The following is a 25,002-nucleotide window of genomic DNA, read 5'->3' on the forward strand; positions in this document are numbered from 1 at the left end:
TTACAGCGTTTTGGCTTTCTCCACGGCCTCTTCAATCACACCTACATATCGGAAAGCTTCTTCCGGAAGGTCGTCATGTTTGCCCTCGAGAATTTCTTTAAAGCTGCGAACAGATTCTTTAACAGGTACGTATTTACCTTTGATACCTGTGAACGGTTCAGCAACGTGGAACGGTTGGGACAGGAACAATTGAATGCGGCGCGCACGCGATACAGTCAGCTTATCTTCCTCCGTCAACTCGTCCATACCAAGGATTGCGATGATATCTTGAAGCTCTTTGTAGCGTTGAAGAATTTTCTTAACGCCTTGAGCTACGTTATAATGCTCTTCGCCCAGAATTTCTGGGTTAAGAAGACGGGACGACGAAGCAAGTGGATCTACCGCTGGGAAGATACCCATCTCGGAGATTTTACGCTCAAGGTTAGTTGTAGCGTCCAAGTGAGCAAACGTCGTTGCAGGAGCCGGGTCAGTGTAGTCATCGGCAGGTACGTAGATCGCTTGGATCGAAGTAACCGAGCCTTTTTTCGTCGACGTGATACGCTCTTGCAATTGACCCATTTCAGTTGCCAGTGTTGGCTGGTAGCCTACCGCGGATGGCATACGTCCAAGAAGGGCCGAAACCTCGGAACCTGCTTGTGTGAAGCGGAAGATGTTATCGACGAACAGAAGTACGTCTTTGCCTTCTGCATCACGGAAGTATTCAGCCATTGTCAAACCTGTCAAAGCTACACGTTGACGTGCGCCTGGAGGCTCGTTCATTTGTCCGAATACCATCGCTGTTTTGCTCAGTACGCCGGAATCTTTCATCTCGTGGTAAAGGTCATTACCTTCACGAGTACGCTCGCCTACGCCAGCAAATACGGAGATACCGCCATGCTCTTGTGCGATGTTGTTGATCAGCTCTTGAATTGTTACCGTTTTACCTACGCCCGCGCCGCCGAACAGACCAATTTTACCGCCTTTAGCGTAAGGAGCGAGCAAGTCGATAACTTTAATACCTGTTTCGAGAATTTCCGATTGTGTCGACAATTCATCGAATGCAGGAGCTTGACGGTGAATCGGAAGATTAGTTTCCGAAGTTGCGTCGCCTGCTTGGTCGATAGGCTCGCCCAGTACGTTAAATACACGGCCGAGTGTTGGTGCACCAACTGGAATTGTGATTGGCGCGCCTGTGTCTACAGCTTCCATGCCGCGAACCAGACCGTCAGTTGTGCTCATCGCAACAGCACGAACCAGGTTATCACCCAGATGAACTGCTACTTCAAGCGTCAAATTAATATTGATGCCGCCTGCTGGGGCATCTTGAACGATTTTAACGGCGTTCAAGATTTCCGGCAGGTTACCGCGTTCGAACTCCAAGTCAACGACTGGACCCATGACGGATACTACGCGTCCTTTTTTCATGGTTTTCCCTCCTGGTACTTTCTTTTACTTCTATATGCCTTATGCCTGTGCGTTCGCACCTGCAACGATCTCCGAGATCTCTTGCGTAATCGCCGCTTGACGTGCCCGGTTATAGGTCAGCGTCAATTGACTGATCATTTTGCTAGCATTCTTCGTCGCACTGCCCATGGCTGTCATGCGAGCGCCCTGCTCACTGGCTTTCCCGTCAAGCACCGCGCTGTAAATAAGCGTCTCCGCATATTTAGGCAGCAGTACCTCCAGAACACCTTCCGGGGACGGCTCGTACTCGTACGAAGTTACCGGACCGTTGCCGCTTACTTCCTGCAGTGGAAGCAAACGCGTTTCTGTAGGGATTTGAGTAATTGCATTTACGAATTGGTTGTAGCAGATGTACAGCTCATCGTATTTGCCCTCAGAGAACATTTTGACTGCGTTATAAGCGACCGATTTGATGTCAGCGAATGTCGGTGAATCGGACAGACCGATTACCTCATCGATGATCGGCATATTGCGGCGGCGGAAGTAATCCCGGCCTTTACGTCCGATGACGAACAATACGTACTCATCACTCGATTTATGCTTTTCGCGAATCGTTTGTGTTACTTTACGAAGAACGTTGGCGTTATAGCCACCAGCAAGACCACGGTCGGATGTGATAACGAGGTAACCCGTTTTTTGCACCGGACGCGTTTCCAGCATCGGGTGTTTCACACCTTTAGAGCCTGCTGCGATACTAGCTACAACTTCCTTCAGCTTATCCGAATAAGGACGGGCTTTCGTTGATGCTTCTTGTGCTCTTCTGAGCTTCGAAGCGGCAACCATCTCCATCGCTTTCGTGATTTGCTTCATGTTTTGTTTACTTTTGATCTCGCGCTTAATGTCGCGCATGCCTTTTGCCATTGCATTGTCACCCGCCTTTGTTGCTTTGCTGTTCAGTTGTCGAATGGACCGTTCGCAGGGCTCTTTGTTCCAGGAATCTATATTTCACCTTGGCCGCCATTGAATCTGTATCCTTTAGAACTATCACCTAGCGGTGAGGATACAGATTCAAAAGCGGCACGTAAACTCTGCGGTTCATACAGTTCCTTTCACAAACGCCACGCGTTCGATACATTTCACAAAAAAGGACATACAAAGCCTGGTGTTGGTAGGAGTAAGCGCCTGCGCCCATACGAAGTCGGGCGCAAGGCATTTATTCGATAGGCCGATTAAGCCGTTACAGAAAAGCTTTTCTTGAACTTGTTGATCGAGTCAACAAGAGCTTTCTCGTTGTCAGCAACGAGGTCTTTTGTTGTACGGATGGATTCGCCGATTTCTGGGTGGTTGGAATCCAGGAATGCCAGGAATTCTTTTTCGAAGCGCAGAATGTCTGCAACTGGAATGTCATCCAGATGGCCTTTAACTGCGGAGTAGATCGAGATAACTTGCTTCTCAACCGGCATCGGCTGGTTAACGCCTTGCTTCAGAATTTCCATCGTACGAGCACCGCGGTTCAGACGGGCAAGTGTCGATTTATCAAGATCGGAGCCGAACTGCGAGAACGCTTGAAGCTCACGATAAGCTGCAAGGTCCAGACGGAGCGTACCGGCTACCTTCTTCATTGCTTTAATTTGAGCGGAACCACCTACACGAGATACCGAGATACCTACGTTTACTGCCGGACGTTGGCCGGAGTAGAACAGGTCCGCTTCAAGGAAGATCTGACCGTCTGTGATCGAGATTACGTTCGTAGGAATGTAAGCCGATACGTCAGATGCTTGAGTCTCAATGAACGGCAGAGCCGTCAGCGAGCCGCCGCCAAGTGCGTCGCTAAGTTTAGCAGCGCGCTCGAGCAAACGGGAGTGCAGGTAGAATACGTCACCTGGGTATGCTTCCCGACCCGGTGGGCGGCGGAGCAACAGGGACAATTCGCGGTATGCAGCCGCTTGTTTCGACAAGTCATCATAGATAACGAGAACATGCTCGCCTTTGTACATGAAGTACTCACCCATCGAGCAGCCTGCATAAGGAGCCAGGAAGAGCAATGGAGCTGGTTCGGATGCGCCAGCTGTTACGATGATTGTGTAATCAAGTGCACCGTGTTTACGAAGTGTTTCCACAACGCCAGCAACAGTGGATTGTTTTTGACCAACTGCAACGTAGATACATTTCACGCCGTTGCCTTTTTGGTTGATGATTGCATCGATTGCAATCGCTGTTTTACCTGTTTGACGGTCGCCGATGATCAGCTCACGTTGACCACGGCCAACTGGTACCATTGCGTCGATTGCTTTAATACCTGTTTGCATTGGCTCATGTACCGATTTACGATCGATAACGCCCGGAGCCGGGGATTCAATCGCACGGAATTGAGTAGTGTTGATTGGGCCTTTGCCGTCAAGCGGCTGACCCAGCGGGTTTACAACGCGGCCCAGAAGCTCTTCGCCTACTGGTACTTCCATGATGCGGCCCGTACGTTTTACTTGGTCGCCTTCGCGAATGTCCGTGTAAGGACCCAGGATAACGACACCAACGTTGCTTTCTTCCAAGTTGAGCGCCATGCCTACTACGCCGTTGGAGAATTCGAGCAGTTCGCCCTGCATCGCATTTTCCAAGCCGTGTACGCGGGCAATACCGTCACCGACATTGATTACGGTGCCGACGTCAACGACTTGAATTTCGGATTTATATTGTTCGATCTGTTGTTTAATCAGCGTGCTGATTTCATCAGGTCTGATACTCAATTCGTTCACCCCTATCTACATGCATTAGATTTTAAACGATTTTTGTAAACGTTCCAGCTTGCCGGACAGGCTGCCATCATACAGACGATCGCCGATGCGTACTTGTACGCCGCCAAGCAAATCTGGTTTAACGATTTGTTCCGCAACAATTTTCTTGCCGCTGAGCTTGCCAAAGCTTACTTCTACCTCAGCCAGTTCTGCATCCGACAAGTTATGGGCTGTGTACACAACCGCATGTGCTTGACCGAGCGATTCGCCGGCGATTTTTGTATACGCAGTGTACACATCAGAGATCAGCTCTTGGCGTCCGCGTACAAGAATAAGTTCAAGCGTATGAAGGACGAGCGCCGATACATGATCGCCAAATGCACTTTTCAGCACAGCGATTTTTTTGTTCGGTTCGATGCTTGGAAGTTCAAGGAACTTACGTGCTTCGGGTTCATTCTTCAACCCTTGAACGATCAGTTTCAGCTGATCTTCCGTTTCCGTTACGATGCCTTGCTCTTGAGCGAGTTCAAACAGTGCTTTAGCGTAGCGCTTCGCTACGACGGTATCCCGGCTCATTTGCTTCCAACCTCTTTAAGGTATTGGTTAACCAATTGCTCTTGGGATTTCTCGTCCACTTGCTTTTCGATAATTTTCGACGCGATTTTGACAGAAATGCCGCCAACCTCTTCGCGAAGTGCAGCAACCGCTTTGTTTTTCTCGCTCTCGATATCTTTAACCGCTTCGTCTTTCAGACGAGTGGATTCGGATTTCGCAACTTGAATAATGTCATCGGCTTGTTTCGAGCTTGTAGCTCTAGCTTGCTCAATAATGTCATAAGCTTCTTTACGAGCTTCCTGAAGTGCTTGTTTCTGTTGCTCCAGTTGCTGCTCAGCTTCTTTCTTGCTAGTCTCCGCATTAGCAATTTGCTCTGCGACATACTGCCTGCGCTGTTCCATGATGCCCAGCAAAGGACCAAACGCGTAGCGTTTCAGCAAGTACAGAAGGATCCCGAAGGCGATCAACTGAATGATAAGACTCGACCATACGATATGCAAAAAACGTCACTCCCTTCTATAGCTTAAAACAAATTCGTTCGAAAAGTCGGTTCATTACATGAACGGCTCAAAGGGCCGAACAAAAAGGAAGGCGAGAAGGCAAAGCCACTCCCCGCCATGTGTCTAAACTTGTTATTAGGATTTGCCCAAGAAGATGAACGCAAGTACCAGTGTGATAACTGGAAGTGCTTCGACCAGAGCGACACCGATAAACATAGTTGTTTGAAGAGTACCACGAAGTTCTGGTTGACGGGAAATACCCTCAACTGTACGACCTACGATCAGACCGTTACCAATACCTGCGCCAAGTGCGCCCAAACCAAATACAATTGCTGCTGCAACTAATGCCAATGCTCCCATTAGAAAAATCCTCCTCAATTTTCGTGAAAATAGTTTTTTTATATTGACCGCCGGTATTCCGCCGGTTTGAAGCCATTAATGCTGTTCGCCATGTTCTTCATGCACAATTGCTTGTGACATATAAACCATCGTCAGCATACAGAATACGAATGCTTGTATTGCACCTACGAATACGCTGAAACCTTGCCACACGACAAGCGCTGGAATACCCCAAACACCCATCCCGAGGATTACGGCAATCATGACCTCGCCTGCGAAGATGTTACCGTAAAGACGCAAAGCAAGCGACAACGGTTTCGATACTTCTTTGATCAATGCGAGTGGCAGGAAGAGCCAATGCGGTTCTACATAGTGTTTCAGGTAATGCTTCGTGTTAAGTCGAAGACCTTCGATATGCGTCAAGAGGATTACGATGATTGTCAAAGCACCTGTTACTGCAACATCCGCAGTTGGTGATTTCCACCATGCAATATGCGCTTCTTCCTCACCGCCCAGATCCAAGTTCATACCGAAGACAGTTGCACCGTGATGTGCTTCAGTGACAATACCAAGCGGCAGGCCAAGCATATCACCCACAAAAATATACATAATCAGGGTAAGACCGAGAATAAGGTATGGACGGCCTTTCTTGAGGTCCATAGACGTACCGATAATGTTCTGAACGAATTCGATAACCCACTCCAAGAAATTCTGAAGTTTCGTCGGATTCGTAACCGAGATGTTTCTCACTGCGAGCTTCGCGAGAACAAAGACAATGATGCTAGTGATCAAAATCATAGCGATTACGGCCAAATCAAACTCAATTCCAGCTACATGAACGATAGGAGAAATATGATCCATTAGTTATTTTTCACCCCTTTCATCGGTAGGATTTGACGCCATCAACTTTCGTCTGGACAAAAATCCCAGTATGAGTGTTGCCAATTGTGCGACAAATAATCCGGCAACAGTCGCTGAAAGCTGAAACGTGTATGTTTGTGTCGCAATCACAACTGCCAATAACGCGATGCATGCGCGGGTGAAAAAGCCAATATTCATCCTTTTCGTACCTTGCACAGCAGCATTCGCCCCGATCTTCGTAACCTTCCAGCCAAGCAGTCTAGCATTCACCAGACTGGCCGCTCCTCCGATCATAAGCCCGCCCCACCAGCTTTCATAGTCGGGCAGTAACGCCCAAGCGATACAGCATAGGGACATGAATAAGAAAGTAACTCTTGTAACGGCTTTCAAGTGGGCCGACAAATCGTCCATTATTTCGCTTTGCCTCCCGCAAACGTCCGAATCAGGAATATGACCGTAATGATGCCTATTGCAAGTCCCGCGACCAATCCAATAATGGAGTAGTATTCGGTACCGTTTGCAAGATCGGCTTTATGACCGAGCCAGTAGCCAAGCCCCAGACATGCGGCTAGATCGGCCCCAATAGTGCCGACCAATCCCATCGCTCTCCAAGGGTCGTCTCCGAAACTGCCATGATCCGACTTATTCTGATTCTCTTTAGACGGTTGTTCTTTGGATGGATCCATGCAGAATCACTCCAAAACTCTCATTTATTTTATCGAAGCTGTTAAACTTTTGTCAATTCATTTAAATTCAAACATTTAGTGAACAGCGGCCCGAAAATCCTTGTAAATAAAGGATTTTCCGAACGCTAAACCGTACAGTACCACTGTATGCTGTATATTGCTTATCTAGCAGCTGTCCGCTTGTGAAACTATGAACGTTGTGTGAACGTCTCAGGCCGCTCGCTAGTTCTGCCAAAATGATGCAAAATCGCTTGTACAATGCGGACGGAAGCTTGTCCGTCACCGTAAGGATTGGCAGATTTGCTCATTTTTTCGTACAAGGCAGCATCATTAAGGAGCGCACGTGCACGGCTGTATACTTGCTCTTCATCCGTACCTACCAGCTCAAGTGTTCCCGCCTCGATACCTTCTGGACGCTCTGTTGTATCACGAAGCACAAGTGTCGGCACGCCAAAGGACGGTGCTTCTTCCTGCAAACCGCCAGAATCCGTCAAAATCATATACGCATGAGGATAAAAGTTATGGAATTCAAATACATCAAGCGGCTCAATCAATTGAATACGCGGATGATTGCCTAGAATTTCGTTAGCTGGTTCTCTAACAGCAGGGTTCGGATGAACCGCGTACACGATCGCTACATCTTCATGCTCGTCAGCAATTCGTTTCACGGCGCGGAAAATATTACGATGAGGCTCGCCAAGCGCTTCCCGGCGATGTGCTGTCATCAGAATCATACGTTTGCCCTTCGCCCATTCAATAACGGGATGAGAGAATGATGGATCTACTGTGTATTGGAATACGTCAGTTGCCGTATTGCCAGTCACATAGATCGAAGCTTCTGACTTGTTCTCTTTGCGCAGATTGCCTGCCGACCATTCCGTAGGGGCAAAATGAACATCCGACAGCACGCCTGCCAGCTGGCGGTTCATCTCTTCCGGATATGGCGAGAGCTTATTCCATGTGCGAAGACCAGCTTCGACATGACCAACTTGAATCTGCTTCAGGAAGGAAGCGTAGCTGGCGAGAAATGTCGTCTGCGTGTCGCCATGCACAAGCACGATATCCGGCTTTGCTTCCGTAAGCACAGGATCAAGACCTTCTAGAACACGGACGGTCGTCTCTGTCAGTGTCTGGCGGTCTTTCATGACATTCAGATCATAGTTGGGCTGAATCTCAAAGAAATCAAGCACTTGGTCCAGCATTTGGCGGTGCTGTGCCGTTACACATACGATCGACTCGATCTGATCAGAGTGCTTGTTTAATTCCAGCACGAGCGGAGCCATCTTTACAGCTTCCGGACGGGTACCAAAAATCGTCATTACTTTCAGTTTGGACAAAAAGACTCACTCCTAAAATGAATAGTTGCCTAAATAGCTCGTTTAAAGAGCGATTTGTGACAATTCATACTTCGAAAGCATTAAATGGTGACCTAAAGAGCTCTTTTAGAGCGAATTTGTTACAATTCATACCTCGTAAGCATCAAATAGTTGCCTAAATAGCTCGTTTAGCGAGCGATTTGCGACAATTCATACTTCGTAAGCAACGCCTATTTTTGTTTGCTTATATTAATTCGTGCCGAACAATCGGTCACCGGCATCGCCGAGACCTGGCACGATGTAGCCTTTTTCATTCAAGGCATCATCCAATGCGGCCAAATAAATATCAATGTCAGGATGAGCATCCTGTACCGCTTTCACACCTTCCGGGGCTGCAATAAGGCACATCAGCCTTATTTGATCACACCCGCGCTTCTTCAGCGAGTTGATAGCTGCAATAGCAGAGCCGCCTGTAGCAAGCATCGGATCGATAACAATCAGTTGGCGATTAGCTGCGTCTGTCGGCAAATTAATGTAATATTCCAAAGGCTGAAGTGTTTCGTGGTCACGGACAAGGCCGATATGACCAACCTTTGCAGCCGGAATCAGCTTCAGCATCCCTTCCACCATACCAAGTCCCGCTCGCAGGATCGGAATAAGTCCAAGCATCCGACCGGATACGACTTTTGCTTCCGTAGTTGCGACTGGCGTCTCAACCGTAATGGTATCAAGGGGTATATCTCTTGTAATTTCATAAGCCATCAAGGTGGCTACTTCGTCAACCAGTTCACGAAAATCCTTCGTATTGGTATCTTTGTTTCTAATAAAGGTCAGCTTATGCTGAATCAATGGATGGTCGCATATAACCACTTTGCTCATGGAGCGTAATTCCTCCTGTTTGAAAATGTTATCCCTATAGTCTTGGACACAATCCCGTTAATTATATCACTCTGCCCCCTCTGATGCATCCAGAGTTTTATGGCTATATAAAGACAGATTTACCACAAAAAAAAAGGACGAAACAGAAGTAACTTCTGCTTCGTCCTGTAAAATTATACCGATGCGTAGTGACAAGAAGCATAATGCCCCTTTTTCACCTCTACCAGCTTAGGTTCAACTGTCTTACATTTATCCGTTGCCATCGGGCAGCGAGTATGGAATTGACAGCCTGAAGGCGGATTAATCGGGCTCGGCAAATCGCCGGTCAGCACAATTCGCTCCCGGGTTGCTTCGATTTCTGGATCTGGAATCGGATTAGCCGAAAGCAGAGCGCGTGTATACGGATGCGCTGGGCTGCCATACAGCTCGCTGCTCTCCGCAAGCTCAACGATTTTACCCAAGTACATAACTGCAACACGGTCACTGATATGCTTAACCATCGACAAGTCATGAGCAATGAACAAGTAAGTCAGGCCCATTTTGCGCTGCAAATCCTGCATCAGGTTAACGACCTGTGCTTGGATCGATACGTCAAGCGCCGAGATTGGCTCGTCCGCGATAATAAACTTCGGGTCGACCGCAAGTGCGCGGGCAATACCAATACGCTGACGCTGGCCGCCTGAGAACTCATGAGGGTAACGGGTAGCGTGGTCAGGATTTAGACCTACCAGATCAAGAAGGTCCTCAACTCTCCGTTTACGCTCTGCACGGCTTGCTGCCAAACCATGAATATCAAGCGCCTCGCCGATTACATCGGTAATCGTCATCCGTGGGTTAAGCGATGCGTACGGGTCCTGGAAAATCATCTGCATATCACGGCGCATTTGCTTGAGCTTAGCGCCTTTCAGTTTGTAGATATCTTCACCGTTAAACGTGACACTGCCGCTGGTTGGCTCGTACAAACGCAAGATCGTACGTCCTGCCGTCGATTTGCCGCAGCCGGATTCGCCAACGACACCAACCGTCTCGCCTTTTGCGATAGAGAAGTCGATCTCGTTGACCGCCTTCAGAATATTGCCTCCGCCCAAGTTAAAGAACTTGCGCAGATTATTAACCTTTACTAACGGCTCACTCATACGGATACCTCCTGTTTCGCAGGCTTCGCGTATGGATGTGCCATCCAGCAGGCCGAAGTATGTGACTCATTGCCGTCTACCGGCAGAAGCTCCGGATCATTGTCAATGCAGACACGCATCGCTTCATCACAACGCGCGCAGAAGCTGCAGCCAGCCGGCGGCTTGATCAGATCCGGCGGTGTACCAAAGATCGGAATAAGCGGCTCATCTTTTCTCTGGTCAAGACGAGGCACAGAACGAAGCAGACCTTTTGTATAAGGATGCTTCGGATTTTTAAAGATCTCCCATTTCGTGCCGCTCTCTACAACTTTACCTGCATACATAACAATAACGCGATCGCAAATATCCGCTACTACGCCAAGGTCATGCGTAATCAGGATAATCGATGTGCCCATACGCTCCTGCAGATCTTTCATCACGCGCAGGATTTGCGCCTGAATCGTAACGTCAAGCGCTGTTGTTGGCTCATCCGCAATAAGAAGCGAAGGATTACATGCAAGCGCAATGGCAATCATGCCACGCTGACGCATACCACCGGAGAACTCATGCGGGTATTGGTTAAAGCGTGCTGCAGGGTTTGGAATACCAACGAGACTCAGCATTTCTATTGCACGAGCACGAGCAGCCGAAGCGCTCATGTTTTGATGCTTGATAAGACCTTCTGTAATTTGACGGCCAATTGTAAGCGTTGGGTTAAGCGAAGTCATTGGATCCTGGAAGATCATACCCATCTCTTTACCGCGGATGTTCTCCATCTCTTTGGCCGTCTTCGACAAGATTTCTTGTCCTTTGAACATAATCGAACCGCTTGTCATGGCAGGCGGGCTTGGGATAAGGCGCATCAGCGTTTGAGCTGTTACGGATTTACCACAGCCGGACTCACCAACGATTGCTACTGCTTCGCCTTTATTTATATGAAAGTTAACACCGCGTACTGCTTGTACAGTACCGCCGCGAACTTTGAAATTAACACGAAGATCATTCACTTCGAGCAAACGTTCCATTGTTGCACCTCCTACTTTTTCATCTTCGGATCAAGTGCGTCACGCAGACCATCACCGAAAATATTAAAGCAAAGCATGGTCAAGCTGATCAGCGTTGCCGGGAACAGCATACGCCATGGATATACAGTCATCGCCTTAATGGCGTCATTAATCAAAGTACCAAGTGACGCGGCCGGCGATTGAACGCCAAGACCAAGGAAGCTCAGGAATGCTTCCGCGAAAATTGCGTTTGGCACCGTCATCGTAATCGTAACGATAATCGGACCCATCGCATTAGGGATCAAATGTTTAAGTAAAATACGTGACGGGCCTGCACCAAGGGAACGTGCCGCCAGGACATACTCTTGATTTTTCAGCTGCATAATTTGACCGCGGACGATCCACGCCATATTAATCCAGCCGGTAATACTTAAAGCTACGATAATGGTAAACATGCTCGGTTCCATAACAACGATAAGCAGGATAACGACGAGCAAGCTTGGAATCGAGTATAAAATTTCACAGAAACGGTTCAGAACTTCGTCGACTTTACCACCGAAATAACCCATAATCCCGCCCATAATGACACCAACAACGAGGTCAACTAGAGCGGCATAAATACCAACTTGAAGGGAAATGCCCGAGCCCATCCAGGTTCTTGAAAACATATCACGGCCAAGACTATCCGTTCCGAACCAATGGTCCGAGGAAGGAGCCATGTTTGTTGATTGAAGATCCTGCGTCCTATAATCATGTGTTGCAATCAATTGGCCAAAGATCGTCACGAGGATGATAAAGGCTAATATCCAAAGGCTGATCATCGCCATACGGTTAGTTTTCAGGCGCAGCCAAGCGTCCTTCCAAGCAGAAATACTCTCTCGGACAACGACCTCGCCTTGCTTCTCATCTTGGCTCAGCTTCTCGAAATCACTAGGTGTAAGTGTTTGTTCCTTCATCTATTAGCCCCCTTCCCGCGACTTAATTTAATACGTGGATCTACAAAGCCGTAAGCGATATCCGTCAGGAAACGTGCCAGCATAAGGATTACAGCATAGAACAGCGTCAGGCCCATAATGAGCGTGTAATCGCGGTTCGTAATACTGTTGACGAAAAATTTACCCAAGCCGCCGATACCGAAAATTTGCTCGATTACTACAGAGCCTGTAATAATGTTCGCCGTCATCGGACCAATATAAGTAACTACCGGCAGGATCGCATTACGAAGGGCATGGCGAACCAGGATAACACGGCCGGACAAGCCTTTCGCACGGGCTGTCTTCATGTAATCGGCACTAAGCACCTCGAGCATGCTTGAACGTACAAGTCGCGCGATAAATGCAGCCGGAAGGAACGACAATGCCAGTACCGGCATAATAAAGTCGGTCGGGTCATTCAAGCCTGCTACGTCTAGTACACGCAATTTGACGCCAAATATCCACTGTAAGCCTGTAGCAACAACAAAGTTTGGAATCGATACGCCAATTACAGCAATCAAAATCGTAAAGCCATCAAGAAACTTGCGGTGGTTAAGCGCAGCAATCAAACCAAACAGCACACCTGCTGCAACCGCCACGATAATGGCGAATATCCCGATTTGAAGCGAGTAAATAAATCCGGTCTTAATAATATCAATAACGGTAACATACTGTTGCTTCATGGACGTTCCAAGGTCAAAGTGAATCAGGTTGTTCATGTAATGCAAATATTGAACGCCCAGCGGATCATTAAGTCCATATTCCTCATTCAAGCGTTCTTGGATGGCAGCAGGAATATTTTTCTCACTTTGAAACGGGTTGCCCGGAATGGCCTTCATCAGAAAAAAAGTGGCCGAAGCCAGCACGAAGATCGAAACGAGCATGAACAACAGTTTCTGAAGAACGTAACGAACCAAACGCTATGGCACCTCCTAAAATAAATGATCACCCAAATAGCCATGTTTAGAGCTATTGTGATGATTCATTACTACGTAAGCAAAGCTTTCAAAAATTAAAATCCTTTAACTTACGAAAGTAAAAAGTGAAAGGGGATATATGCAGTCTCAATGGCCGCATATATCCCGCATTCCGTAACGAGCAGTTAATTATTTCGCTTGGTAATCTCCGCGATTATAATCAATGTCGCCTTTGTAGTCGATAAAGATGCCTTTGAATCCAGGCTTAATCATGTAAACCGTGCTGTAGTAGTAGATCGGCATAATCGCACGGTCTGTACCAACTACCATTTCTTCCGCTTTGGACATAGCAGCCATACGTTTAGCTTGATCGTCTGTGCTGTATGCTTCTTTGATCAGAGCGTCATACTCAGGTTTTGCAAAGCCTGTATTGTTGTTGCCGCTCTTCGACGAGAACAGGTCGATGAACGTCATAGGGTCATTATAGTCAGCGCCCCAACCGCCGCGTGCCACATCATAGTTCAGGTGGTTACGGTTGTCGAGGAAGACGCCCCATTCTTGCTTGCTAACTTCGGTTTTGATACCGAGGTTTTTGCTCCACATTTCAGCAATTGCCTCTGCAACCGCTTGGTGCAGTTCGTTTGTGTTGTAAGTCAGCTTAACAGTAGGCATTGCAGTCAGGCCTTCTTCTGCTAGACCTTCAGCAAGCAATTTTTTCGCTTCTGTAATGTCTTCTTTGAAGTAAGCAGAATCAGGATGTTCCGTACGGAAATCGTCTTTCTCGCCTTTAATACCAGGAGGAACGATACCGTATGCTGGCGTTTGACCGCCTTTTGTTACGTTGTCAACGATATCTTGACGGTTGATCGCCATCGAAAGCGCTTCACGTACTTTTACATTGCTGTATGGTTTAAGCGTTGTATTGAACAGGTAGTAGTAAATGCTTGCACTGCCTTGAACTTTGAACTCATCCGCGTTGTTTTTCTTCAGCGTCGGGAATTGTTCGTTAGGGATCAGACCAGTAGGCATACCAGCGAAGTCAAGCTCGCCAGTTTGGTACATGCTCAGCTCTGTGTTCGAATCGTTAACTTCAGAGAAGACAACTTTCGTAAGCTTCACATCGTCTTTTGCATAGTAGTTGTCGTCTTTCACGAGTGTAATGGAGTTGTTCTTTTTCCACTCGCTCATTTTGAACGAACCGTTAGTAATCATAGTCGAAACATCAGTTGCCCATGCTTCGTTATCTTTCGCCGATTGGTGAACCGGGAAGAAGACTGTGAAGGACATCAGGCCCAGGAAGTAAGGAGTTGGCGAGTTCAGCTCTACTTGCAGCGTGTGCTCGTCAATTGCTTTTACAGCTACGTCGTCAGCCGTTACACCGTCAGCGCCAGTGTTGTAAGCTTCCGCGTTTTTGATGTAGTACAGCTGGTATGCATAGGCAGATGCTGCAGGTTTCAGGTTTGGATCAAGGGCGCGCTTCCACGCGTACTCGAAGTCGCCTGCTGTTACAGCGTCACCGTTGCTCCATTTCGCATCGTCGCGAATGGTGAAGGTATACGTTTTGCCGTCATCGGAAATTTTCCATTCCTTAGCCATGCCAGGAACAACGTCACCCTTCTCGTCTTTACGAGTAAGGCCTTCGTACAAACCGTTTACAACAGTTGCAGATACTTGGTCTTGAACTTGTGCCGGGTCAAGAGACGGCGGTTCAGTTGCAAGGTTCATGCGGAATACAGGTGCTTCGCTGCTTCCGGACTCTTCCTTAGGTGTACAGCCGACAGCTACGAGAGCCAGTGCCAGCAACACGGAGATCAATGTAAAGCCATGCTTCTTCTTCAACATAAATTTTCCTCCCCTGATGTAAACCCTGTCTTTTTATATTGTAATAATTTGACATTACATAATTAAACAATTTGAAAATTCATGCGTTTAACTGAATAAATATCAGTGAACGTTTGTTCATTCCGCCATGTTTACATATGTTCACGCCGAATTAGCACAATATTAATGTTAATTTAATATACCGTAGATAAATATACAATATTTATTTATGTTTTGTCACTCCCCAGAAATTACATTTCGTAAATTGTCGAATATTGACGATTCATGTAGAAGTGTAATGCCTGCCTCCTATAGGATGCTGCAATCGCAAAGGGTTAATTCACCATAAAAAAAAGACTGCCCTTCAGGTCAAGGATGACCTGAAGGGCAGTCTTTGAAGAAACAAATAAAATTAGTATTTCATGTTCGGGTAAAGCGGGTATTGTGCTGTCAAATCACGAACCATGCCAGTCGCTTTCGCCAGTACGGCTTCGTCATTAGGATTTTTCAGCGTCATCGCGATCACTTCGCCAATGATTTTCATTGCTTTCTCATCCATACCGCGGGAAGTTGCAGCTGGAGTACCAAGACGGATACCGCTTGTAATGAACGGGCTTGTTGGATCAAATGGAATTGCGTTCTTGTTCGCTGTAATACCGATCGAATCAAGTACATGCTCAGCAGCTTTACCTGTGATGTTAAGGCTGCGAGTATCAACCAGCATCAAGTGGTTGTCAGTACCGCCGGATACGATGTTGATGCCTTCGGAGATCAGCGTCTCGGACAATACTTTTGCGTTGTTAATAACTTGTTGTGCATATTCTTTCCACGACGGTTGAAGAACTTCTCCGAATGCAACAGCTTTAGCTGCAATAACATGCATCAGAGGGCCGCCTTGCGAACCAGGGAATACCGCTTTATCGATTGCTGCTGCCCAAGGTTGACGACACAGAATCATACCGCCGCGAGGACCACGAAGCGTTTTGTGTGTTGTTGTTGTAACGAAGTGTGCGTGAGGCACTGGGCTCGGATGCAAACCAGCTGCAACAAGACCCGCGATATGTGCCATATCAACCATGAACAATGCGCCTACGTCTTCAGCGATTTTACCCATTTTCTCGAAGTCGATTGTACGAGGGTATGCGCTCGCGCCAGCTACGATCAAGCGAGGACGGTGTTTGAATGCCGCTTTACGTACTTCATCATAGTTGATTGTGAATGTTTCTTCGTCAACGCCATAAGCGACAAAGTTATAAAGAAGACCGGAAGCGTTAACCGGGCTGCCGTGTGTCAAGTGGCCGCCATGTGCCAGGTTCATACCAAGAACCGTATCACCAGGCTTCAGAACAGCCAGGTATACAGCCATGTTTGCTTGTGCGCCGGAGTGTGGTTGTACGTTCGCATGCTCAGCACCGAAAATTTCTTTTGCACGATCACGTGCGATATCTTCCACAATGTCAACATGCTCGCAGCCGCCGTAGAAACGTTTGCCTGGGTAGCCTTCTGCATATTTATTCGTCAGTACTGAACCCAATGCTTCGATAACCGCTTCGCTAACGATGTTCTCGGATGCGATCAGCTCGATGTTATCGCGTTGGCGCTGCAGTTCAAGGCCCATTGCCTTTAATACTTCAGGATCTTGGTTACGTAAGTTTTCCATTGTCATTGTGAAAAGCCTCCTAATATTTTAATCGCATGATCCTGACGTCTGCTCTGGCGCCAGGCCGCTGTCTTCCAAAGTGTACACTGCACGGGCTCCGCCAATGAGCTTAGGCCTTGTAAAAGCCATCGTCACATGAGCTGCACCAATCGACCTGATCGAAGGTCGGACTGGCACGGCAACCCGGCGGAGATGCATGCCGATGAAGGTGTCACCGATATCGATTCCGGCATGTGCTTGCACCGTTTCAACCAGGCAGGCTTCCGGCAATTGTCGGTAAGCATAGGCTGCCATCGAGCCGCCCGCTTTCCGAACAGGTATCGCCGCAACCTCGTCCAGACCAAATTTGTCTGCGGCCTCACGAGATAGAACAAGTGCCCGATTCAAATGCTCACAGCATTGATATACAGGGTAAAATCCAATCTCGCTCCGAACCGCTTCAACTCCCGCATAGATCTGTGCGGCTGTCGCCAGCGTTCCGGATGTACCGATACGGTGGCCCAGTACTTCACTTGTACTGGTGCCGATAACAAGCAGTTGTCCGGCCTTCAGCCCTCCGGCTGAAGCAAGTTCCCGAACAATCGTCTCCACATCACTTGCAATTGAAGCTAATTCCTCGTGATTGCTCATGCTGCACCGCTCCTTCTATATCGTTTCGATCTTAAGGATGTACAGTATATTGCTGCTCGATTTGCTTCACTTTCTGAACACGTCCTGCATGACGGTCACCATTGGAGAATGGCGTTTCCAGCCAGATGCGGACAATTTCCTGTGCAAGGCCTGGGCCGATAATGCGTTCGCCCATAGCAAGTACATTCGTATCATTATGCTCGCGAGTTGCCTGCGCCGAGAACATGTCATGCACCAAAGCGCATCGGATACCTGGCACTTTATTAGCCGCAATCGACATTCCAATGCCTGTACCGCAAATAAGAATGCCGCGGTCAGCCTGACCACTTGCTACTTTATCCGCTACCGGCAGTGCATAATCGGGATAATCCACAGATTGATTGCAGTCACAGCCCAAATCTTCAATCTCATGTCCTTGCGATAAAAGGAACGGAACGATTTCATCTTTCAACCGGTAACCCGCATGATCTGCACCAATTGCAATTTTCAACGTAAACCCTCCTGTTATTTTGCAGCATCCTTAGCAAAATAAGTATCTGTTTGTCGAATCATACGGACTTATTATACCTAAATTCCGCAGAAAAGACGAAAAAAAGAGCATGACATGCTTAATAGCATGCTGCTCTTTGCCCAGGCGACCGGCCGTATGTTCCGATGCTCCACCGTGGTTACCCACTTCCGTCGCCAGTTACATCGGAAACCGTCTTTGTTACCTCCATGATAGCCGATTCATCGTTAGAAATCAATCGCTTAAATGGCTAATTTCAGCCTAATTTCAGCATGGAATTTCATCCCTTTTTGAGCATCCTCAGCAGGGTTTTCAGGCTCTCTTCAATCTCTGAAGCACAGCTTTCATACATGCTGAGTGTACCACCGAAAGGATCGGCAATATCGAAGCTAGGAATACGGCGTTCAAGCTCAAGGAGCCGTGTCCGCTCTGCAGTAGACAGCTGCTGGCCCAACACCTGCTTCATATGCATCTCAGTAAACAGACGCTCAAGCTCCTCAATATCCGCCTGTACATCCGTATCTTGATTGACATATTCCTTCAGCGTATAGGCTTTATCCACCGCCTCAGGAAACCAGTTAATCAGATTTCGTTTATGCCCCGATGTCATGGTCAGAATCAGGTCAGACCAAGCGACAATCTCACCGCTAAGCGCCCGTGAAGAACCCTGAGGCTCTACTGCTTTGCCTCGCAGCGTTGTAGCCGCATGGGCCGAGATCGGCAGTCCGTCAATTGTTGACACCCCCGCAGAACGAACCTCAAGCGGAATGCCCTGCTGCTTTGCCATTGCTCTCAGCATAGCTTCTGCCATCGGGGATCGGCATGTATTGCCGGTACAAACAAACAAGATGCGTGTCATGCTGCATTCCCCTTTCTGTGCCGCTAATCTGTCTCATTTTTATAGTATAAATAACAATCCAAATATCAATAAGATCGCCCCGCCAAGCGCTTCGCCATACCCACCGAGGTTTTGGCTCACCCTGCGCCCAAGCAGGAGGCCACACACGGACATTAATCCGCCAAAAAAACCAAACAGCAGTACAGTCAGCACGATATCTGCCGCAAACATACCAAGTGTTACACCAACAGAAAAGGAATCGATACTAACGCTAAACGCGAATAAAAACGTTCCAATCGAGGAACGGTAGTCGATCGATTGAACAGCTTCTCCCCTAAGCGCACTATAAATCATATGCCCGCCCAAAAGCAGCAACAAAACTCCTGCCGCCATTGTAGCCACATCGCCAAGCAGACCACTGACGAAATGCCCGGCGTACATCCCTGCCAGCGGCATGATGACATGGAACAGTGCAATGATCGCACTTAGCCGCAGCACATCACGAAGACGAATACCTTTAAGTCCAATTCCAATCCCTAACGAAAATGCATCCATGCCTAGCGCAACCGCCATTATGAGCAGTGTCGCGAATTGTCCGGCATGTAAAGTTGCATCTGTCACGCTATCGCCCCCATGTCCACATCCATTCTTTAACCAAGATATGCGGACAAGGGGACAAACATACTACTCTATAACCGGACGATTTGATGCCCGGCAGCTTTCGCTAGACGGTTCATAAGAGCAAGGCCTATCCCTTCCTCAGAGCAGCCTTCCGCCCAAATACGCTGCACGCCTTCGGCATCAAACTGGCGAAGTGCGGCATAAAGCCGGTGCGCCGCCTGTTCCAAACGCTGCTCGCTTCCGTAAGTCAACACGAGATCCGCATCAAAGGCAGCCGTTCTTTCATCGAAAGTAAGGACACCTGTCTTGAGTTGCGATGTTCTTACTTCATTTAGCTGCTGCTGAATGTAACGTACTGCCTTAGCTGGATCCCCCTGAACGATCACAAGATCACCCTGCGGAGCATAATGCGTATATTTCATACCTGGCGACCGCGGCGCTTCGGTTACTTCAGACTTGGTTGAAGCTGGAGCATCAATGACTGCTTCCGGAGCAGCGCTCTGCAGTTGTTCTGCGGTAATGCCGCCTGGACGAAGGATACGAATCGTATTCGAATCCGGCAGCTCAATCACTGTTGACTCCAGTCCAACCCCCGTCGCTCCGCCATCTACAACTCCGCTTATTTTACCACCGAGATCCTCCAGCACATGCTCTGCGAGTGTAGGACTTGGGCGGCCCGAACGATTGGCACTTGGTGCGGCAACTGGACAGTCGGACTGCTGTATGAGCGCAAGCGCGGCCGGATGATCCGGCATTCGTACACCAACAGTAGAAAGCCCTGCTGTTACAAGAGGTGACACCGCTTCAGGACGCACCGGCAGAACAAGCGTCAAAGGCCCGGGCCACAGCTGCTTCATCAGGCTTCCGGCAAGCTCTGGATATGGGAGTACCAGCTCATCGAGCTGCCGTTCGTCGGCAATATGCACGATAAGTGGATTATCCGAAGGGCGTCCCTTCGCTTTGAAGATGGCCTCTACTGCCTTGGAATTACGTGCATCGGCCCCAAGGCCGTATACCGTTTCCGTCGGAAAAGCAACCAATTCGCCTTCGCGCAGAAGAGCCGCCGCTTCCGCTAATTGCTCGGCGAGTATCTCCGGATTACTCCGGCCCATTACCTGCCAAACCTTTGTTGTCGTCATCTCTATCCTTCAATCCCTGCTATTAAAGTTCATCTACTGCCCCCATTATAGCATATGCCTTCTAAATTGCAGAGCAGCAGCCCTCCATCAGCACTTGCATACTTGAGTGGAGGGCCGCCATTTTGCTGACTAGGAGAACAGGCTTTTCAGCCAGTGGATGAACTGTTGAATCATTTCCCACAGGAAAAACTTTGCTTCAGGCGCTTTACCTTGGCCTTGGTCATCCTTTGCTTGCTGAGCAGAAACTTCGGCTTTGCTGTCAGCTGCTTTTTCAACTTTCCCGTTGCTGTCTTGGTTATGATCAGCTGATGCGGTTTGGACAGTCCCTGCTTTCACAGCGTCAGCATCCGGATCAGCGGCTGCAGCTTCACCTGTTGCTGCGTCGATGAAGCAAAGCGGCGGGAACAATACACACCACCAGTTCTGACCTTGGCCTTCACCAAGTGTAATCAGAAGAGCTTCATAGTTACCTGCAGGATATACTTCATTGCTGTACATTTTGGTAGGGAACGGAACCATGCCAAGCTCAGCATGATACGAATAATCAAACCCGCGGCTTGCCAGCACATCTGCAACAATCTCCTCAATTTCACCCATATGATCATGCACCGTTTGGCGCGCTTCTTCAATTGTTTGCGGACCTGTCACCCAGTTATCCATCGCCTTAACAACAGCATCACGAACAACACGTTTCACCGCTTGATCAGCAGGTGCATCCGAATTTGCCAGAATACGCAGACGAATGGATTCTTGCGGAATAATAGTATCTACTACTGCTGCATCTGTACGTTGCTGCTCCCAGCTCATCACCAGAACAAATAATACGATAACCAACAAACCATAAGATTTACGGAAATAAAATAGGGAATTAGTGCGGGACATATGACACAAGCTCCTCTCGATGGCACCCGTCAGTGCCTCAGCTTGCGTTCCGGAACGTATCTATCCGTCATTATGTCCGTGAATCCCACTCTATAAACCTAGTAGAGAAAATGAAAATGATAGAGTTTGTTTTCATGAATGGGAGGAGCGGGAATGCACAGGGGGATGCGGGCGAGTTAAGGTCCCTGAGGGACCTTAACTTTGTGAAATGAGTAGCTAGTTTGGCTTTTAAAGGTCCCGTGGGATCTTAACTTTGCGGTGATGGCATGGTGGGGTGGCGATTCTGGCTACGGCGAGGTTAGTTTCGAGGAGATAAGACCCTCGCAGGGTCTTATTGGAGCTAATTCAAGAGCAAACCGGTGCAATAAAGCCCTCTGGGGGTCTTATTTTCAACAATGGCCAGAGATTCAGGCGGATATTCAGGATATAAGGCAGAATAAGACCCTATCAGGGTCTTATTGGTTGTCATATAAGACCGAACGGGTGCAATAAGACCTTCGGAGGGTCTTATTTGCTACAACGGTCAAAGGTGGGTCAGAGCAATGACCGAAAACCAAACAAAAAAACACGTTGCCCTTGTCAATGTGACGAGGGGCAGCGTGTTTGAGTAATAAGCGGGCTGACCTAATCCCCGCTTGTACGAATGGCGATGACATGGCGTTCGATGCCGCCATAGTCGGTAATAATGCGGATATCATCCCATTCGCCGACATTCCGCAGCAGCGCAGCGACGTCGTGAGCCTGGCCCATGCCAAGCTCAAAGGCAACAATACGAGGCAGCTGCACAAGTGCCGGCAGCTGCTCCACCATGCGGCGGTACGGATCCAGCCCGTCCGTCCCGCCATCCAGCGCGAGGCGCGGCTCAAAGTCGCGCACCTCGGGCTGGAGGCCCGCGAGATCATCCGCCGGGATATACGGCGGATTGGACACGAGCACATCGATGCGGATGTCATCCGCATCGGGTGCTCCTGCGGCGCCGTGCTTCGCAAACGGCGCCAGCAGGTCGCCCTGCACGAATGCCATGCGCCCCGCCGCCTCATGGCGGGCCGCATTCGTGCGGGCGACAGCAAGCGCGTCCGGCGACAGATCGGACGCGCAGACGCGCCAGCGCGGACGCTGCGAAGCAAGCGTCACGCCGATGGCGCCAGTGCCTGTGCCGACGTCGACGACCGTAGGCACAGCTTCACCATCAGGCGGCCACAGATGATCAGCCGCCTCAAGCACGGCCTCGACGAGCAGCTCCGTCTCAGGCCGTGGAATAAGCGTAGCCGGCGTTACCGCAAACGGCCTGCCGTAGAACCATTCCTCGCCGATGATGTACTGCACCGGCTCGCCAGCCGCCTTGCGGCGGATCAGCTTCACCCATTCCTCGGCATGCTCAGCCGGGAACGGTTCGCCCCAAGCAAGCAGCAGCTTGGACCGCTCGAGACCAAGCAGATGCATAAGCAGCCGCTCCACATTCGAGCGCGGCTCCATAACACCAAGCCTCTGCAAAAACGAAGAAGCCTGCATGCAGGCTTCCCTAATTGTAAACGACGGCGCAAAAAATGCCTGTTCGTTCTTATGATCACTCATCTCTATAGCGTCCCTTCATGAGGTACTCCGACGAAATTAGTATCCTCGCAGACCTTTATTAGTTCAGCTCTCTCTCCATCAATTCCGCTTGTTCTGCAATCGTAAGGGAAGACACGATCTCTTCCATATCACCGTTCATAACAGAATCCAGCTTATGCAGAGTAAGACCAATACGATGGTCCGTCACGCGGCTTTGCGGGAAGTTATACGTACGGATACGCTCGCTTCGGTCACCTGTACCAACTTTAAGCTTCCGCTCACCAGCATATTTCGCCTCTTCTTCTTGACGGCGAACATCAGAGATCCGGGCACGAAGAACTTGAAGTGCCTTCGCTTTGTTCTCATTTTGCGATTTGCCGTCTTGGCAAGTCGCCATGATACCAGTCGGCACGTGAAGGACACGAACCGCGGATTTCGTTGTATTTACAGACTGACCACCTGCACCACTGGAGCAGAAGGTATCAACCCGAATATCTTTATCGAGAATTTCAACTTCGACTTCTTCAACCTCCGGCATAACCGATACGGTTGAAGTCGACGTATGAATACGGCCGCCGGATTCCGTTACCGGAATACGTTGTACACGGTGTGCGCCGCTCTCATATTTCATTTTGCTATATGCGCCTTTGCCGGTAATCATGAAGATTACCTCTTTAAAGCCGCCCAGATCATTTTCGTTCAAATCCATCAGTTCACAACGCCAGCCTTGCGCATCTGCAAACTTCGTATACATCCGATATAACTCGTAAGCGAACAATGCAGCTTCGTCGCCGCCTGCAGCGCCGCGGATCTCAACAATAACGTTCTTGTCATCGTTAGGGTCCTTCGGCAGAAGGACGATACGAATCTTCTCATCCAATTCAGCCTTGCGCGTGGAAAGCTCATCAATCTCCATCTTCACCATTTCGCGCATTTCGTCGTCGAGCTTCTCGCCTTGCATCACTTTCGCATCCTCGAGCTGCTCCGACACTTGCTTATATTCTGTGAAGGCTTCATAAGCCACTTGTAAATCCGATTGCTCCTTGGAATACTCCCGCAGGCGCTTCGGATCACTTGCTACATCCGGATCGCACAACAGTTCACTTAACTTCTCGTAACGGTCTGCGAGCGCTTGTAAACGGTCCAACACAATGATTCACCTCTATAGTTCCCATATTGAAATTCTATCGTTTATAAGTTTCAACTTATAAAATGGCTTGAATTTTCCGGAATGAAACGCGCACCTGCCATAAGACAGCGAAGCCGTTTCATCTTGTAACACACATTATAGCACACTAAATCTGTATTTTCGACTGGTGTATTTGCCTAAGTCGTGAGAAAAGGACTCCGCGCTATCCCTAAGGAAAACGGAGCCCCTTTACTTTTTTATTTCTTATTTTTTCTTGCTGCCAGAACAAGTGCGGCAGCGCCCAGCACCACTGCGATAATCGACAATGTCAGCGGAAGCGCCGAGTCAGAATCGGAATCCGAGTCCTTCGTGTCATCCGCTGTTGCAGCAGCGCCGTGGCCGTCGCCATCAACAGTTGCTGCCGTTACAGTCGTTACAGAAGCTGGTTTATCGGAGCCATCAGCACCAACCCATTCTACAACCTTGTTATCGCTGTAAGTTTGGTAAGCTTTCCATACCAATTGCGTAGCATCCTCGTTCACCTTGCCGCTCATGCGGAATTCCGTGAACTCCGTTTCGCTGAGTCCCTTGTCCTCTGCCGTCCAAGTAATGCTGGTTACAACGCCATCCGCGTTTTTCTCCAGTTCACTCGTCCAGCCTGGCTTTGGCTCAACCCGCGATACAACCGCGCCGTCTGCAATCTTCACTTGCACCTTAACGGTATTCACACCTTTTTCTTCGCTTGGTACGCGAACAGCGAACACCTGGTACGAATTCGCTGGCACTTGCGGCGGTTGGACGGTCACATGGGCGCTTGCAATACCAGCAAACATCATCAGCCCAACTGCCATCGAAGCTGCAATCATCCATTTTTTCATCTTATTCATCATCACACATCCCTCTCTATTTCCCTCGTCTTGTCTGTCTGTCTCGTTCCCTGCTTGCTTCTCAGTATAAGA

General features: G+C 48.8%; 26 protein-coding genes and 1 riboswitch. All 26 genes read right to left on the reverse strand.

The annotated features are described in order from the left end of the window. A complete protein-coding gene (atpD, locus tag AB4Y93_RS23675) occupies positions 1 to 1,404 on the reverse strand; it encodes a F0F1 ATP synthase subunit beta (protein WP_167280993.1) in 1,404 nt (467 codons plus the stop codon). Positions 1,405 to 1,443: 39 nt separating this feature from the next. Next, entirely contained in the window at positions 1,444 to 2,304 is an 861-nt protein-coding gene (gene atpG, locus AB4Y93_RS23680) for an ATP synthase F1 subunit gamma (protein ID WP_441895649.1), read from the reverse strand. Between the two features lie 308 nt (positions 2,305 to 2,612). Beyond that, positions 2,613 to 4,127, reverse strand: coding sequence for a F0F1 ATP synthase subunit alpha (gene atpA / locus AB4Y93_RS23685; RefSeq protein WP_441895650.1), 1,515 nt, complete (start codon positions 4,125 to 4,127; stop codon positions 2,613 to 2,615). 24 nt (positions 4,128 to 4,151) lie between these two features. Continuing rightward, positions 4,152 to 4,691: a F0F1 ATP synthase subunit delta gene (locus AB4Y93_RS23690; RefSeq protein ID WP_441895652.1), complete on the reverse strand. Its 540-nt coding sequence runs from the start codon at positions 4,689 to 4,691 to the stop codon at positions 4,152 to 4,154. Beyond that, positions 4,688 to 5,170, reverse strand: coding sequence for a F0F1 ATP synthase subunit B (atpF, locus tag AB4Y93_RS23695; protein ID WP_441895653.1), 483 nt, complete (start codon positions 5,168 to 5,170; stop codon positions 4,688 to 4,690). Before atpF ends, AB4Y93_RS23690 begins: the two co-directional genes overlap by 4 nt. Positions 5,171 to 5,305: 135 nt before the next feature. Beyond that, complete coding sequence (gene atpE, locus AB4Y93_RS23700) at positions 5,306 to 5,530, reverse strand: F0F1 ATP synthase subunit C (RefSeq protein WP_015847364.1); 225 nt, start codon at positions 5,528 to 5,530, stop codon at positions 5,306 to 5,308. 75 nt (positions 5,531 to 5,605) lie between these two features. Then, the gene (gene atpB / locus AB4Y93_RS23705; RefSeq protein ID WP_441895655.1) at positions 5,606 to 6,370 is read right to left on the reverse strand and encodes a F0F1 ATP synthase subunit A; all 765 of its coding nucleotides are present in this window, start codon (positions 6,368 to 6,370) and stop codon (positions 5,606 to 5,608) included. A 3-nt stretch (positions 6,371 to 6,373) separates the two neighbouring features. Further along, positions 6,374 to 6,781, reverse strand: coding sequence for an ATP synthase subunit I (locus tag AB4Y93_RS23710; RefSeq protein WP_167280999.1), 408 nt, complete (start codon positions 6,779 to 6,781; stop codon positions 6,374 to 6,376). After that, positions 6,781 to 7,056: an AtpZ/AtpI family protein gene (locus AB4Y93_RS23715; protein ID WP_015847367.1), complete on the reverse strand. Its 276-nt coding sequence runs from the start codon at positions 7,054 to 7,056 to the stop codon at positions 6,781 to 6,783. The genes AB4Y93_RS23710 and AB4Y93_RS23715 overlap by 1 nt, the downstream gene beginning before the upstream one ends. Positions 7,057 to 7,244: 188 nt before the next feature. Then, a complete protein-coding gene (wecB, locus tag AB4Y93_RS23720; RefSeq protein ID WP_441895657.1) occupies positions 7,245 to 8,393 on the reverse strand; it encodes a non-hydrolyzing UDP-N-acetylglucosamine 2-epimerase in 1,149 nt (382 codons plus the stop codon). Positions 8,394 to 8,621: 228 nt separating this feature from the next. Next, positions 8,622 to 9,251 (reverse strand): uracil phosphoribosyltransferase, encoded by a 630-nt coding sequence (gene upp / locus AB4Y93_RS23725; RefSeq protein ID WP_167281002.1) that lies wholly within the window; start codon positions 9,249 to 9,251, stop codon positions 8,622 to 8,624. 173 nt (positions 9,252 to 9,424) lie between these two features. Beyond that, positions 9,425 to 10,387: an ABC transporter ATP-binding protein gene (locus tag AB4Y93_RS23730; RefSeq protein ID WP_208420530.1), complete on the reverse strand. Its 963-nt coding sequence runs from the start codon at positions 10,385 to 10,387 to the stop codon at positions 9,425 to 9,427. Continuing rightward, positions 10,384 to 11,391: an ABC transporter ATP-binding protein gene (locus AB4Y93_RS23735; RefSeq protein ID WP_167281003.1), complete on the reverse strand. Its 1,008-nt coding sequence runs from the start codon at positions 11,389 to 11,391 to the stop codon at positions 10,384 to 10,386. Before AB4Y93_RS23735 ends, AB4Y93_RS23730 begins: the two co-directional genes overlap by 4 nt. 11 nt (positions 11,392 to 11,402) lie before the next feature. Continuing rightward, positions 11,403 to 12,326, reverse strand: a complete 924-nt coding sequence (locus AB4Y93_RS23740; RefSeq protein ID WP_441895659.1) for an ABC transporter permease — start codon at positions 12,324 to 12,326, stop codon at positions 11,403 to 11,405. After that, a complete protein-coding gene (locus AB4Y93_RS23745) occupies positions 12,323 to 13,261 on the reverse strand; it encodes an ABC transporter permease (protein WP_441895660.1) in 939 nt (312 codons plus the stop codon). Before AB4Y93_RS23745 ends, AB4Y93_RS23740 begins: the two co-directional genes overlap by 4 nt. 189 nt (positions 13,262 to 13,450) lie before the next feature. Further along, complete coding sequence (locus AB4Y93_RS23750; RefSeq protein WP_441895662.1) at positions 13,451 to 15,103, reverse strand: peptide ABC transporter substrate-binding protein; 1,653 nt, start codon at positions 15,101 to 15,103, stop codon at positions 13,451 to 13,453. 391 nt (positions 15,104 to 15,494) lie between these two features. Then, complete coding sequence (gene glyA, locus AB4Y93_RS23755) at positions 15,495 to 16,742, reverse strand: serine hydroxymethyltransferase (protein WP_441895853.1); 1,248 nt, start codon at positions 16,740 to 16,742, stop codon at positions 15,495 to 15,497. 27 nt (positions 16,743 to 16,769) lie between these two features. Beyond that, positions 16,770 to 17,372 carry a TIGR01440 family protein gene (locus tag AB4Y93_RS23760; RefSeq protein ID WP_441895663.1) on the reverse strand — a complete coding sequence of 201 codons (603 nt, stop codon included), beginning with the start codon at positions 17,370 to 17,372 and terminating at the stop codon, positions 16,770 to 16,772. 31 nt (positions 17,373 to 17,403) lie between these two features. Further along, positions 17,404 to 17,862 (reverse strand): ribose 5-phosphate isomerase B, encoded by a 459-nt coding sequence (gene rpiB / locus AB4Y93_RS23765; protein ID WP_441895665.1) that lies wholly within the window; start codon positions 17,860 to 17,862, stop codon positions 17,404 to 17,406. A gap of 131 nt (positions 17,863 to 17,993) precedes the next feature. After that, positions 17,994 to 18,074, reverse strand: a riboswitch (ZMP/ZTP riboswitch). A gap of 86 nt (positions 18,075 to 18,160) precedes the next feature. Continuing rightward, positions 18,161 to 18,739 (reverse strand): low molecular weight protein arginine phosphatase, encoded by a 579-nt coding sequence (locus AB4Y93_RS23770; RefSeq protein WP_441895667.1) that lies wholly within the window; start codon positions 18,737 to 18,739, stop codon positions 18,161 to 18,163. 39 nt (positions 18,740 to 18,778) lie between these two features. Further along, entirely contained in the window at positions 18,779 to 19,291 is a 513-nt protein-coding gene (locus AB4Y93_RS23775) for a manganese efflux pump MntP (RefSeq protein WP_208420555.1), read from the reverse strand. 116 nt (positions 19,292 to 19,407) lie between these two features. Further along, a complete protein-coding gene (locus AB4Y93_RS23780; RefSeq protein WP_441895668.1) occupies positions 19,408 to 20,478 on the reverse strand; it encodes an L-threonylcarbamoyladenylate synthase in 1,071 nt (356 codons plus the stop codon). Positions 20,479 to 20,607: 129 nt separating this feature from the next. Continuing rightward, entirely contained in the window at positions 20,608 to 21,360 is a 753-nt protein-coding gene (spoIIR, locus tag AB4Y93_RS23785) for a stage II sporulation protein R (protein WP_441895670.1), read from the reverse strand. 624 nt (positions 21,361 to 21,984) lie between these two features. Further along, positions 21,985 to 22,935: a peptide chain release factor N(5)-glutamine methyltransferase gene (prmC, locus tag AB4Y93_RS23790; protein WP_441895671.1), complete on the reverse strand. Its 951-nt coding sequence runs from the start codon at positions 22,933 to 22,935 to the stop codon at positions 21,985 to 21,987. 58 nt (positions 22,936 to 22,993) lie between these two features. Beyond that, positions 22,994 to 24,064, reverse strand: a complete 1,071-nt coding sequence (gene prfA, locus AB4Y93_RS23795) for a peptide chain release factor 1 (RefSeq protein ID WP_167281014.1) — start codon at positions 24,062 to 24,064, stop codon at positions 22,994 to 22,996. Between the two features lie 236 nt (positions 24,065 to 24,300). Continuing rightward, entirely contained in the window at positions 24,301 to 24,933 is a 633-nt protein-coding gene (locus AB4Y93_RS23800) for a YcnI family copper-binding membrane protein (RefSeq protein ID WP_441895673.1), read from the reverse strand. Positions 24,934 to 25,002: the final 69 nt, after the last annotated feature.

The sequence above is a fragment of the Paenibacillus sp. YAF4_2 genome (assembly GCF_052113225.1).
Taxonomy (GTDB): domain Bacteria; phylum Bacillota; class Bacilli; order Paenibacillales; family Paenibacillaceae; genus Pristimantibacillus.